Source organism: Bacteroides sp. OM05-10AA (genome assembly GCF_003439055.1).
In the GTDB taxonomy this organism is placed as follows: domain Bacteria; phylum Bacteroidota; class Bacteroidia; order Bacteroidales; family Bacteroidaceae; genus Bacteroides; species Bacteroides intestinigallinarum.
This window is the reverse complement of the sequence record NZ_QSUR01000011.1, coordinates 149,391-162,728: the sequence shown is the minus strand read 5'-3', so window position 1 is coordinate 162,728 and position 13,338 is coordinate 149,391. Positions and strand designations below refer to the sequence as shown.

Here is a 13,338-nt window from a genome sequence, read left to right as displayed (position 1 = left end):
AATATGAAAGTAACATATGTAATCGCACGAATGAAAATGTTTTTAGCAATAATGCTTTGTCTGTTTGCAATATCAAGTTGTATTTCTGATGGAGATGAGACAGTTGTTTTGGAAACCGGAAATGTGCAAGCGCGTAAAATGCTTTTTGGGGAATGGAAGTTGTCATCTAAAACAGTGGTCGATGAGGATGGGATAGAACAGTCCAAAGAGGATATTTCGGAAGAACCGAATCTTGAATTTACGGAGGATGGAAACTGCAAGTTGACATATCCTAATGGAAACAGTGTGAATCAGAAATGGGACTTATCTGGAGATTTTTATTCCATCTTTATATCCGATATCCGTTATGAAATCTACACGCTGGGAAAGAATATCCTTGTTTTGGTGATAAACTATGAAGACTATTATTTGAAGTTTGTCTATTACAAACTTTCCTCTCCGGAGCAAAATGATGGAGAGGAAGGTGAAATAGGTGGAACCGATGATAATAATCCTTATAAGCCCTATTCCGCTAGATTTAAAGTGACGAAAATAGTCGTTGACGATAAAGATACATATACCTTCGAATATGATGGCAGAGGACGTATCATGAGGTATAAGACTCCAAGCAAGACTTACACATTCACCTATGATGATACGACAGTTTATTTGCGACTTAATGGAAAGATTGTCAATACTGGATTTATTGGAACGAATGGGTATCTGACAAAGATGTGGAACGGGACGGATGCAAATGATGGATTGAGTACGTTCACTTATAATTCCAATAAGAAACTTTCTAAATTAGTATATCAGCGTGGATCGACGAATCAGAGTTGGACGCCAACATATGTAAGTGGTCATATAACCTCCTTATATGGTGATAATTCTCATACATTTAGTTATTTTAGCGATGATGATAATATCAGTTCAGTAGACTTGGATGGTTTTATATCCGGCATGTATCAATGGGAATGGTTCATGCATGATTCGGAAGTTATTTGGGGATTGTTTGACTTTTATGCTACAAGGGCTTTTGAGTTCTTGTCTACTGAAACAACTGCTCAATGGAATAACAAATATACTTATTATTGGGGTGAACGGGAGAATGAACCTAATTTAACAATAACCCAAGTGAGAAAGGGACTTAATTCTAATTTTACTAAGACTTATAAAATTTACTGGGAAGTAAAATAGCTGGTCTTATTTGTATTTTTGAACAAGAGGGTGAAGTATTGAATTTCGCTCTCTTGTTTTTCCATCCTGTCAAGTTATCTTTTAAACGTTTTATATGGCTTACATGGAAGTCAGGAATACTAAATACTCTCCCGTACAATGGATAGTAAACTTATTAGCTGTTGCTTCATTAAGCGTTCCTTGCCACCAATTAGTAAAATCACTAAGAGGATAAACTAATCCTTCTCCTTGCAATCCATTCGCTCCGAAATTGAAAATAGAAACTTGCTGTCCCGGATGAGAGACGAAAGTTTGCGTGTCTTTGGCGGGAATAAACATACCATAATCGGTAATGGTACGTACCTCGATACCGTCTTTCATGTAGTCGATCAGCAGACTGATGTTTCCTAACGTATGATCTTCCCGTTTGCCGGTGGCTCCGACGATGGCAATTCTCCGGAATCCTTTCTTTTGCAGGAAATGAACGGCTTTGGTTTGGTCGTTCGTTTCTTGGTCCGCTATCTGGTGTACAATAAGGGAGAATAGTTCTTTATATTCCGGTGAAAGAGAATCCCCGTCACCAATAATTGCATCAGGAGTATGCCCACGCAGGATATATTCATTGGCTGCCCCGTCACAACAAACTACAAATTCTGCATTTTCCAGCATTTGCAGGGGAAGAGGATGGCTGGGATATTCGCCATTGGCAAGTATCACGGCTTCGGGAGTATAGTGTTCGTATTTCATTGTATGCTCATTAATTTTTTCCACTTAAAGTAGCCAAAGATAGCTATAATGGAGTAAAGTCCGTACAAAGCGGAAGTAAAATAAAGGTCTTTGTAGATATAAAGTCCGCAGCAGACAATATCCACAAGAATCCAAGCAAACCATTGTTCGATGTATTTGCGTGCCAGCATCCACATGCCGACAATACTTAATGCGGTAGTAAAACTGTCCAGCCAGGGAACATTGCTATCCGTATATGCTATCAGTATCCATGCAATGCCGAGGAAAGAAACGACGAATACCAGAAAAAGAGGCAAGTAACATTTTCCCGGAGTATGTACGATAGGAAGACCTTTAGGGGGGGCACCGATTGAAGCATCTGCTGTCGTCAATTGGCCTTTCTTTTTTCTGTGTCCCCATATCCAGAAGAACCAGCCGTAGATGGCAGCTATCAAGTAGTAGATATTGATGCCAAAGTCAGCATACAATCCGGCTTTGTAATATACGAAGATGTAGATGGCAGGCATCACAATACCCGCTATCCAAAGGTAGATACTTGCCCGGTACTCTAACCAAAGGTAGACCAGCCCGACAATCGTACCGAATATTTCCAGAAAATTCAATTCCATAACTCTGTGTGATTAAAAGCGGAAAGAAACATGTCCCATAACGTTTGTTCCTGCTTGTGCAGCATATCCGGCATAGTTTCCCCGATTTTCCAGTGTATCGGTGTAGTCACTTGATGCCCAGCCGTTGTTTTCATATTTTTCATTAAACAAATTGTATACAGTAAATCCTACGGTGACTTCTTTCAGTACTTTCTTGGGACGGAAGCTGTACGCCAGATTGAGGTTGCTGACAAAATACTTATCAAGAGTCAGTTCTTCAACTTCTGCGTTTGTCATATACTGTTTGCTTACGAACTGTGATTGCAGGGCAGCTTCGAATCCCTTAGATTTGAATGAGAAACGATTGTTGAGTAAGAAGTCCGGTGAGAAAGCAATGTGAGTGTCTTTATGCTTTATCTGAATAGTTGGGAGAGAAGTAGAGCTACCGTCGTTATTATAGTGGTAGCCCGGCAGGCTCTCTACGAAATCCTGAATACGGTTTTTGCTCCATGTAGCGTTGATATCCCATTGAAACCATTTGCACGGTTTGATTCCCAGCATGATTTCGATTCCCATGCGATAACTGTCCGGCACGTTTTCGGTCAGTGCTTCACCTATATCGTTTAAGGCTCCGGTCAGAACCAGTTGGTCGGTATAGTCCATGTAGTAGAAGTTTGCACCTGCTGTCAGCCATTGGTTGGCAAAGGTATATCCTGCTTCATAGTCGAGCAGCTTTTCTGCTTTGGGGTACGAGTCCGGATCACCATTCGTATAATTGTTTCTTGTCGGCTCTTTTTGAGCAACCGAGAAAGAGGCATAGACACGATGGTTGGAAGTGATGTTCCAGTTTAATCCTACTTTCGGGTTAAAGAAATCGAACTTTTTATCTACTGCCAGTGGACGCAGGGCATTCTTGCTCCAGTCATATTTATCATTGTTTCCGTCGATGGTATAGTTGATGTGGCGATACTGGAGATCGGCATAAGCACTTAGTCCTTTAGTAAGATCGTAGTTCGCTTTCAGATAAATATTTCCATCGGTCTTCTTGGATTTATTGCGGTAATATTCATGGTCGGGAGATAGAGAACCTACATAGTTTTTCACCCAGGGAACTCTTCCGAAGTTATTGCCCCGGTATTGATTTAATCCGCCGCCCAGGGATGCACTTAACCTGTTGGCTGTGTAATTGAGAGAAAAAACACCGCCGCCGAATTTATTATCCATCTTCTTTTGACGGACTAAATCGCTTTTAGCTACTTCGGTTCCATCTATTGTAAATGGCTTTAATCCATATTCTATCAGGTATCTGCCGTCTTTGTACTCTTCGTAATAACCGTCACCTTTGGTATAATGTAAGGCAACGTTTAGGTTCCAAGCCGTTGAGAAAGTATGATTGAAGAGAAGTTGATAATTCTTTTGCAGGTAATTATCTGTTTGGTCGTCATAATAATGTTTTTTGCCGTTGGCATCGGTGTACATTTCCCCGCAAGGATTGTAACGTCTGCCGAATTCTTCCATTTGCTCTTTTGTTGCATATCCCCAAGCATGATATGTCTTTTCTTTTCCGGCAAATGCAATCAGTTTCACAGAGGTGTTTTCTGCAAAATAACCTCCTTGCAGGTAGTAAGAGTTCAAGTCCACCGAAGCACGGTCTATGTATCCGTCCGTACCGATATTGGAAAGGCGGGCGTCAAACGTCCAGTGGTTATTGAGTAAGCCGGTTCCCACTTTCACTGTTTCCTTGTGTGTATTGAACGAACCGTATGAACCATTGAATTCGGCGTATGGTTTCATAGATGCACCTTCGGTTTGCATATTGACACTGGCTCCGAAAGCACCTGCTCCGTTCGTCGATGTACCTGCTCCGCGTTGCACCTGCATATCTTTTACGGAAGAAGAAAAGTCGGGCATATTCACCCAGAACAGGTTATGGCTTTCGGCATCGTTCATCGGTATGCCATTTACTGTGATGTTGATTCGTGTGCCATCGGTTCCACGTACGCGAAGTGTCGTATAACCGATACCGGCTCCTGCATCCGATGTGGTCAATGTGGAAGGAGTCATACTTAGCAGATAGGGGATATCCTGTCCGAAGTTTACCTTTTTGAGTTCTGCTTTACCTATATTGGTGAATGCCACGGGAGTTTTGGCTGTGGCACGTGTGGATACTACCTGCACCTCTTGCAGGTTTACTACTCTCATACTGTCCTTTGCACTCGTCTGTGCATGAACAGTGATGCCTGCGCCCAATAAGGCGACGGCCATCCATACAATTCTTTTCATTTTTGCTTACTAATTAGTTCTCTACGCCGGCATTACCCGGATCAGATTCTATGGGTATGTTCTCAGCCCGTCATGTTAAGGCACCCCTACCAGTGAATCGGTTACAAAAATACAGCTTTTGCAGGAGGAAAGCAAAAAAAACTTTTAGATTCGCTAAAAACAATATAACTTTGTAGATTGTTGAAATAGCAAAACAGCAATTTATTCACTTAATATATATTTTAATTATGCTACTATTATTGCAAGCAACACAAGCTGCGGATTCTGTGCAAGTGGCCGCAGATAAATTAATGGAAGAAGCGATTGCCAATGCTGACGGATTGGATAAACTTTCGCTGATTACTCAACAACTGATAGACTTCGGTATTCGTGCCGGAGAACGTATACTGATTGCGGTCATCGTCTTTATTGTCGGACGTTTCCTTATCTCGTTGCTCAACAAGTTTATAAGACGTCTGTTGGATAAACGAAAGGTGGATGTTAGTATCAAAACTTTCGTTAGAAGTCTGGTAAATATTCTGTTGACAATCCTTTTAATTATTTCTGTTGTCGGCGCCTTGGGAGTTGAAACAACTTCGTTTGCGGCTTTATTGGCTTCTGCCGGTGTGGCTGTCGGTATGGCTTTGTCCGGCAATTTGCAGAACTTTGCCGGGGGATTGGTTATTCTTTTGTTCAAACCTTATAAGGTTGGTGACTGGATAGAAACACAGCAAGGTTCAGCCGGTACAGTAAAAGAGATCCAGATATTTCATACCATCCTTACTACTTCGGACAACAAATTGATTTATATTCCAAATGGTTCATTGAGCAGTGGAGTAGTGACCAACTACAGTCATCAGGAAACCCGCCGTGTAGAATGGATTATTGGTATAGATTATGGAGAAGATTTCAATAAGGTTCAGCAAATTGTTCGTGATATTCTGGCTGCCGATAAACGTATCTTGAATGAACCTGCTCCGTTTATAGCTCTTCATGCGCTGGATGCCAGCAGTGTGAATGTGGTGGTACGTGTATGGGTAAATAGCGGAGATTATTGGGGTGTTTATTTCGATACCAATAAAGCAATTTACGAAACCTTCAATGAAAAAGGTATCAACTTTCCTTTCCCACAGCTTACTGTGCATCAGGGAAATTGATTGTTATATTCTGATAATTCAAAAAATAAGGGAGTTGTACTTAACGTGCAACTCCCTTATTTTTGGGAAAACTTGTCTGGTGTGATTGAATAAATCTCTTTTTTATTTTATACCGAAATCTTCGGCTAGTTCATATCTATCTTCTTTGATTCCCAGTACATGATTAATTTTTCTCCTTTTCTCGAGATCTTTAAAGTAGTTTTCCACAACCTGATAGAGATCGAAGTTAGTGGTTGATCCTGCGGCTAAATCGAGTGATTCCACCATCTTTTCTACGGCTTGATGGATTTTCTCTGCGTCTATCAGATGCAGTTCGTTGCTGTGTATTAAATATTTTTCCATGACTGCAATGTTTTTAATGTTATATAGGTATAACATCTTGCAGTCATGGAAAGTTCAATGATTGAATGTTAGATTTTGGCAAGCGCCTGATCCAAATCCGCAATCAGGTCATCAATATGTTCCGTTCCAATTGATAAACGTACGGTGCCCGGATAAATCTCCTGTTCGGCGAGTTCCTGTGCATTGAGCTGTGAATGGGTAGTGCTTGCCGGGTGGATCACCAATGATTTCACATCGGCAACATTGGCAAGCAGGGAGAAAATCTCCAGACTGTCGATGAAGCGGTGTGCTTCTTCTTGTCCGCCTTTTACCTCGAAAGTAAAAATGGAACCGGCACCATTCGGGAAGTAACGTTGATACAGTGCATGGTCAGGATGATTGGATAATGATGGATGGTTCACTTTCTTCACTTTCGGGTGATTGTTTAAGAAATTCACTACCTTCAATGCATTTTCTACATGGCGTTCTACGCGCAAGGAAAGAGTTTCCAAACCTTGCAACAGGATAAAAGCGTTGAATGGACTGATGGTGGCACCTGTGTCGCGCAGCAGAATAGCCCGGATACGGATGGCATAGGCAGCCGGACCGGCTGCATCAACGAAGCGTACGCCATGATAGCATGGATCAGGTTCGGTTAGTTGTGGAAATTTGCCGGAAGCTACCCAGTCGAATTTTCCCGAATCTACAATAACTCCTCCTAATGAAGAACCGTGTCCGCCAATGAATTTTGTTGCAGAATGTACTACGATATCTGCTCCGTGTTCGATGGGGCGGATTAAATACGGAGTACCGAACGTGTTATCAATAATCAAAGGAATTTTGTGGCGGTGAGCTATTTCAGCTACTGCCTCTATATCAATGATATTTGAGTTCGGATTTCCCAGCGTCTCGATAAATACGGCTTTCGTATTTTCCTGAATGGCTTTTTCAAAGTTCGATAAATCACTTGGATCAACGAATGTTGTTGTGATGCCATAGCTGGGTAAGGTATGAGCCAGTAAGTTATAACTTCCTCCATAAATAGTTTTGGCTGCTACAATATGGTCGCCTGCGCGAGTGATGTTCTCGAAAGCATAAGTGATAGCAGCGGCACCCGAAGCAACTGCCAGCCCTGCTACTCCTCCTTCAAGAGCGGCTACGCGTTGTTCAAAAACTCCTTGAGTGGAGTTGGTCAGGCGGCCGTAGATGTTTCCCGGGTCCTGCAGGCCGAAACGTGCGGCTGCGTGAGCGGAATTGTGAAATACATAAGAGGTAGTCTGATAAATAGGTACTGCACGGGCATCTGTTGCCGGATCTGCTTGTTCTTGTCCTACATGAACTTGTAAAGTCTCGAAATGTAAATTCTTTGTTGCCATAATCGTATGTTTTTTAAGTTTTATATTTTTTCTTTATTTTCTTGCAAAGTTATGGGATGTAGATATATCGAACAATATATGGCTTAAATATAGAAAATAATGCTATTTTTGTGCCGTTATATGGAATAATGTATCTGCGTTATTCCTAAAAATCACCTTTTAGAAGAATATTTTTCTTATGGATACTTTTGATAAACTGGATAGAGTCGATTTGCAAATACTCCGTACTTTGCAAGAAAACGCCCGATTGACAACTAAAGAGCTGGCTGCACGGGTGAGCCTTTCTTCAACTCCTGTTTTTGAACGTCTTAAACGGTTGGAGAGTGGAGGATATATAAAGAAGTATATTGCCGTGTTGGATGCGGAAAAGCTGAATCAGGGATTTGTCGTATTCTGCAGTGTGAAGCTTAGACGTCTGAACAGGGATATAGCAGCCGAGTTTACACGGATCATACAGGATATTCCTGAAGTAACCGAATGTTATAACATATCAGGAAGTTATGATTACCTGTTGAAGATTCATGCTCCCAATATGAAATACTATCAGGAGTTTATTCTGAATGTGTTGGGGACGATTGATAGCTTGGGATCACTGGAAAGCACGTTTGTGATGGCCGAAGTGAAGCATCAATATGGGATACATATTTAGTTCGTTGTGTGATAGTCTGAAATTTATCTTGTATATTTGCTATGTAATATAAATCCTCTTCTGCTGACACAATGAATTCAAAAACATATCCTCGCACCAATGATTTCCAGACTGTTTATCTGAATACAGTGATTAAGAATCCTGCCATTATGGTAGGTGATTATACAATATATAATGACTTTGTAAATGATCCTGTTCTTTTTGAGAAGAACAATGTATTATATCATTATCCGATTAATAAAGACCGATTGATAATTGGCAAATTCTGTTCCATTGCTTGTGGAGCCAAATTTCTTTTCAACAGCGCAAACCACACATTGGGCTCTTTATCCAATTATACGTTTCCTATCTTTTTTGAGGAATGGAATTTAGATAAAGGAGATGTAACCTCTGCCTGGGATAATAAAGGGGATATAGTAATAGGTAATGATGTCTGGATTGGATATGAAGCTGTTATCATGGCGGGAGTTCATATCGGAGATGGAGCGGTCATTGCGTCGCGGGCAGTGGTTACTAAAGATGTTCCTCCCTATACGATAGTAGGTGGGACACCAGCCAAAGAAATCCGGAAGCGTTTTGATGAGAATACGATTGTCCAATTGCAGAAATTGCAATGGTGGGATTGGAGTATTGAGAAGATATCCGAATGTATACCTTATATTACAGGTGGAAAGATTGAAGAACTGATAAAAAGATAAACAGTGTGTATATATGAAATTTATAATAGAGCCCGGAACTTCTGCTGATATAGATGAACTGGAAAAGCTGTATGATGAACTGAATGATTATCTGGCTGTTACGACTAATTATCCCGGGTGGATAAAAGATGTTTATCCTGTTCGGGAAGATGCGGTTGCCGGTGTAAATGATGAAACGCTTTACGTAGCAAGATATGATGGAAGAATTGTCGGTTCAGTCATTTTAAATCATCAACCGGAAAAGGCTTATGAGAATGTCAAATGGAAAATAGAACTGGACTATAGTAATATCTTTGTGATACATACTTTTGTTGTACATCCTTCTTTTTTGAAAATAGGAGTAGGGCATGCATTAATGGATTATTCATTGGAATTGGCTCAAAGTTCGGGGATAAAGTCTGTGCGGTTAGATGTTTACGAGAAAAATCTTCCGGCTATTTCATTGTACGAAAAGTGTGGGTTCGAATACATTGATACCGTAGATTTAGGATTGGGTCATTACGGTTTAGAGTGGTTCAAACTTTATGAGAAAATCATTTTATAATCCCTTCCTTACATTATGCATTCATTGTTATAATTCAGTTGCTCTTAGATTTATAGAATAATAAATATCACATCATAGACATGAAGAAACTAATTATTGTATTTGTTCTTTTATTATCAGCACTCTCTTGTTTCTCACAAATAGAGTTTTTGACTTGTCTTTTTGATGCTTCAAGAAACAGAGTGATACCGCTAGCCGTCTATCAGCCGCACAAAGTGAATTCGAAAACAAAAGTCATTATATTTAGCCACGGCTACGATGGAAATAAAAATAATAAGTCCAATCAGACTTATGCCTATCTAACACGATTCCTTTCCCAGAAAGGCTTTTACGTGATAAGCATACAACATGAATTGGCAGATGATCCTCTTTTGGCCATGGAAGGTAATTTCATGGAAACACGCATGCCAAATTGGGAAAGGGGAGTGGCAAATATTCTTTTTACTATTCAGGAATTTAAGAAATTGAAGCCACAATTAAATTGGAATGACCTTATATTGATAGGACATTCCAATGGTGGAGATATGACCATGTTATTTGCTACCCGATATCCGCAGTTGATAAGTAAAGCTATATCTATGGATCATCGCAGAATGATAATGCCCAGAACACAGAAACCTCGACTCTATACGTTAAGAGGATGCGATTATGATGCAGACTCTGGAGTGTTACCTACTGAAAAGGAGCAGGAACAATTCCGGATGAAGGTTGTAAAATTAGATGGAGTAACACATAGCAATATGGGAGAGAATGGAACGGAAGAACAACACAACCTTATCAATCAGTATATCTATGGATTTCTTACACGGAGATAACTGATGTATTATATTTATTTTATCCAATGGTTTTAAATCGGAAGCCTGTTTTTCTTATAACTTTGCAACTGATTTTAGAAAAAGAAGTTTGGGATGATAAATAAATATGAAGAACGACTGGGGACAGAGCGCATGTTACCGCTTGTTTTTAAGATGGCACTTCCGGCTGTGGCAGCGCAATTTGTTAATTTGCTTTATAGCATGGTCGACCGTATTTATATTGGTCATATCCCTGGGATTGGTACGGATGCATTGGCGGGTGTAGGAGTAACGACTTCTCTTGTTATACTGATTTCTTCTTTTTCAGCGATAGTAGGAGGTGGTGGTGCGCCGTTAGCGGCTATCGCACTCGGACAGGGGGATCGTTCACGTGCCGGAAAAATTCTGGGTAATGGTTTTATCCTGCTGATACTATTCACCTTGTTTACTTCTCTCATCGCATATACCTTTATGGAGCCGATTCTACTTTTTACAGGAGCTTCAGAAAATACATTGGAGTATGCAGTCGACTATCTTTCTATCTATTTATTAGGAACTATCTTCGTAGAAATATCCACAGGATTAAATTCTTTTATCAATGCACAAGGGCGTCCTGCTATCGCTATGTACTCGGTATTAATAGGAGCGCTGTTGAATATCGTCCTCGACCCGATTTTCATTTTTTGGCTCGATATGGGAGTAAAAGGTGCAGCTCTGGCTACAGTGCTTTCACAGGCATGTAGTGCAGTGTGGGTTTTAACTTTCCTTTTCTCCCGACACGCCTCTCTCCCTTTGGAAAAACGTTATATGGCGTTGAACCGGAAAATAATACTTTCTATATTTGCTTTGGGCGTATCACCGTTTATTATGGCAAGTACCGAAAGCCTGGTTGGCTTTGTTCTGAACAGCAGCCTGAAAGATTTTGGAGATATTTATGTCAGCGCATTGACCATCTTGCAAAGTGCGATGCAATTCGCAAGTGTCCCATTAACCGGATTTGCGCAAGGGTTTGTTCCTATTGTGAGTTATAATTATGGGCACGGCGATAAACAACGTGTCAAAGACTGTTTCCGTGTCGCATTGATAACCATGTTCTCATTCAACTTACTGCTGATGCTATTTATGATTCTTTTCCCCTCAACAGTAGCTTCCGCCTTTACGAGTGATGAAAGACTGATAGAAACAGTCCGCTGGACAATGCCTGTTTTCTTGGGTGGTATGACTATTTTCGGATTGCAACGAGCCTGCCAAAATATGTTTGTAGCCTTGGGACAAGCAAAAATTTCTATTTTCATAGCCTTGCTGCGCAAAGCAATTCTGCTGATCCCATTGGCATTGATATTGCCACACTTTATGGGAGTAGCCGGTGTATATGCGGCTGAAGCAATATCCGATGCGACAGCGGCAATTTGTTGTACTTTGTTGTTCTTCTGGCAGTTCCCTAAAATTTTGGGAAAAATCCAGGGGAGCACTCTGCAGGTGAACTGATTTTCCTGTTATTAAACCATAAATGAAACTGATTGTGTAACTGCTTACATATTTTTGCGAAAAATGTTTGTTCATATTATAAAAAGCTAATATATTTGCGTAATCAATTACGTATTTAGTAACGCAACTAATAAAAACATGGACTTTTTTAATCAGACAGGCAAATTAGCCATCGGTAGCAGATTACGCATGTTGACCGATAAAATAACAGTAGATGCGGCCGCCATCTATAAAATGTTTGGAATAGACCTCAAACCGAAATGGTTTCCAGTATTTTTTGTATTATCACGTGGGGAGGCAAAAACCATTACGTCCATAGCCAAAGAGATTGGTCATTCTCATCCTTCCGTGAGTAATATTATTAAAGAAATGGTAGCTAAAGGATTAGTGAAAGAGACAAAGGACAAATCCGACGGGAGAAGAAACATGGTCATGTTATCTGCCAAAGGAAAAAGAATGTCCGACTCTTTTTCGGAACAGTGCATAGATGTTACGGCAGCTATTGAGCAAATCACGCAGCAAACCCGGAATGATCTTTGGAAAGCTATCGAAGAATGGGAGAATCTTTTGTTGGATAAATCTCTGTTGGAGCGGGTGAAGGAAGCGAAAAAGGAACGAGAGAGTAAGGACATCAAAATAGTTCCTTATGAACCTTGCTATCAATCTGCCTTCCGGACCCTTAACGAAGAGTGGATAACTGCTTTCTTTCGGATGGAAGAGGCCGATTACAAGGCTTTAGACCATCCACAGGAATATATTCTGGATAAGGGAGGAGCTATCTTAGTGGCTCTTTATAAAGATGAACCTGTCGGTGTATGTGCTTTGTGCAAGATGGATCATCCGTTGTATGATTATGAGTTAGCCAAGTTGGCTGTTAGCCCCAAGGTTCAAGGAAAAGGTATCGGAGTACTACTTTGTGAAGCTGTTGTAAATAAGGCGAAGGAGCTTGGTGGTAAAAGAATCTTTATAGAGAGCAATACCCGTTTGAAATCGGCTATCCATATTTATCATAAGTTGGGCTTCAAGGAACTTCCCGAATATCACACGACTTATGAAAGAGGAGACATACAGATGGAATTAATGATTGAAGAGTGAAAATGAAAAAGGTGGATGGTGAATTTATTAAGGGGCGGATTGCCCCTTGTGGACTGCATTGCGGAAAGTGCTTTGCTTTTGCCAATGGAGATATTTCTTATCACAGCGGTGAACTCAAGAAGGTATTAGGCAATTTTGATGTCTATGCACAACGTTTTGTAGAGATGCTTGATGAGCCTGTATTTGCAAAATATCCCGATTTTAAAGAGTTTTTGAATCATTTATCTATGGCGACTTGTCAGGGGTGCAGAAAAGAAAAATGCAAGTTGTTCAAAACCTGAATGTTCGTATATGCAGTGAAGAGAAGCAAGTGGATTATTGCTTCCAGTGTAGCCATTTCCCTTGTGAGAATACTGGCTTTGATGAACATTTATATAAGAGATTTGTAGCCATCAACAGACGGATGCAAGAGATTGGAATAGAAAAATATTATGAAGAAGTAAAGGATTTACCTCGTTATTAGTT

13 protein-coding genes, 1 pseudogene and 1 riboswitch are annotated in these 13,338 nt (G+C 40.4%); of the genes and pseudogenes, 9 read left to right on the top strand and 5 right to left on the bottom strand.

Features of this window, described 5'->3' with window-relative positions:
- Positions 1-3 precede the first annotated feature (3 nt).
- Positions 4-1,176: a hypothetical protein gene (locus DXB58_RS11125; RefSeq protein ID WP_122136752.1), complete on the top strand. Its 1,173-nt coding sequence runs from the start codon at positions 4-6 to the stop codon at positions 1,174-1,176.
- Positions 1,177-1,275: 99 nt separating this feature from the next.
- Here the strand turns inward: DXB58_RS11125 and DXB58_RS11120 are convergent, their stop codons facing one another.
- From DXB58_RS11120 to DXB58_RS11110, 3 genes are read right to left on the bottom strand one after another with little or no spacing between them, the layout of a single operon-like run.
- Positions 1,276-1,902, bottom strand: coding sequence for a thiamine diphosphokinase (locus DXB58_RS11120; protein ID WP_122136751.1), 627 nt, complete (start codon positions 1,900-1,902; stop codon positions 1,276-1,278).
- The gene (gene pnuC / locus DXB58_RS11115; protein WP_122136750.1) at positions 1,899-2,510 is read right to left on the bottom strand and encodes a nicotinamide riboside transporter PnuC; all 612 of its coding nucleotides are present in this window, start codon (positions 2,508-2,510) and stop codon (positions 1,899-1,901) included. The genes DXB58_RS11120 and pnuC overlap by 4 nt, the downstream gene beginning before the upstream one ends.
- 12 nt (positions 2,511-2,522) lie before the next feature.
- Positions 2,523-4,772, bottom strand: a complete 2,250-nt coding sequence (locus tag DXB58_RS11110) for a TonB-dependent receptor (protein ID WP_122136749.1) — start codon at positions 4,770-4,772, stop codon at positions 2,523-2,525.
- Between the two features lies 1 nt (position 4,773).
- Positions 4,774-4,870, bottom strand: a riboswitch (TPP riboswitch).
- A 129-nt stretch (positions 4,871-4,999) separates the two neighbouring features.
- Here DXB58_RS11110 and DXB58_RS11105 point away from each other — a divergent pair.
- Positions 5,000-5,908 (top strand): mechanosensitive ion channel family protein, encoded by a 909-nt coding sequence (locus DXB58_RS11105; protein WP_122136748.1) that lies wholly within the window; start codon positions 5,000-5,002, stop codon positions 5,906-5,908.
- A gap of 102 nt (positions 5,909-6,010) precedes the next feature.
- On the opposite strand, the gene DXB58_RS11100 is transcribed toward DXB58_RS11105, so the two are convergent.
- Positions 6,011-6,250 carry a hypothetical protein gene (locus DXB58_RS11100; RefSeq protein WP_004306417.1) on the bottom strand — a complete coding sequence of 80 codons (240 nt, stop codon included), beginning with the start codon at positions 6,248-6,250 and terminating at the stop codon, positions 6,011-6,013.
- A gap of 68 nt (positions 6,251-6,318) precedes the next feature.
- A complete protein-coding gene (locus DXB58_RS11095) occupies positions 6,319-7,605 on the bottom strand; it encodes an O-acetylhomoserine aminocarboxypropyltransferase/cysteine synthase family protein (RefSeq protein ID WP_004299135.1) in 1,287 nt (428 codons plus the stop codon).
- A gap of 178 nt (positions 7,606-7,783) precedes the next feature.
- On the opposite strand from DXB58_RS11095, the gene DXB58_RS11090 reads away from it, so the two are divergent.
- The 7 genes and pseudogenes from DXB58_RS11090 (at position 7,784) to DXB58_RS28435 (ending at position 13,336) form a co-directional block, all read left to right on the top strand.
- Positions 7,784-8,254: an Lrp/AsnC family transcriptional regulator gene (locus DXB58_RS11090; protein ID WP_004299136.1), complete on the top strand. Its 471-nt coding sequence runs from the start codon at positions 7,784-7,786 to the stop codon at positions 8,252-8,254.
- A 71-nt stretch (positions 8,255-8,325) separates the two neighbouring features.
- Positions 8,326-8,952 (top strand): CatB-related O-acetyltransferase, encoded by a 627-nt coding sequence (locus DXB58_RS11085; RefSeq protein WP_004306418.1) that lies wholly within the window; start codon positions 8,326-8,328, stop codon positions 8,950-8,952.
- A 13-nt stretch (positions 8,953-8,965) separates the two neighbouring features.
- Positions 8,966-9,496 (top strand): GNAT family N-acetyltransferase, encoded by a 531-nt coding sequence (locus DXB58_RS11080; protein WP_122136747.1) that lies wholly within the window; start codon positions 8,966-8,968, stop codon positions 9,494-9,496.
- A gap of 80 nt (positions 9,497-9,576) precedes the next feature.
- Positions 9,577-10,311 carry an alpha/beta hydrolase gene (locus DXB58_RS11075; RefSeq protein ID WP_122136746.1) on the top strand — a complete coding sequence of 245 codons (735 nt, stop codon included), beginning with the start codon at positions 9,577-9,579 and terminating at the stop codon, positions 10,309-10,311.
- Between the two features lie 93 nt (positions 10,312-10,404).
- Positions 10,405-11,778, top strand: a complete 1,374-nt coding sequence (locus DXB58_RS11070) for an MATE family efflux transporter (RefSeq protein ID WP_122136745.1) — start codon at positions 10,405-10,407, stop codon at positions 11,776-11,778.
- A 138-nt stretch (positions 11,779-11,916) separates the two neighbouring features.
- Positions 11,917-12,873, top strand: a complete 957-nt coding sequence (locus DXB58_RS11065; protein ID WP_122136744.1) for a GNAT family N-acetyltransferase — start codon at positions 11,917-11,919, stop codon at positions 12,871-12,873.
- A 2-nt stretch (positions 12,874-12,875) separates the two neighbouring features.
- Positions 12,876-13,336, top strand: a pseudogene (locus DXB58_RS28435) (DUF3795 domain-containing protein).
- The last annotated feature ends 2 nt before the right edge of the window (positions 13,337-13,338 follow it).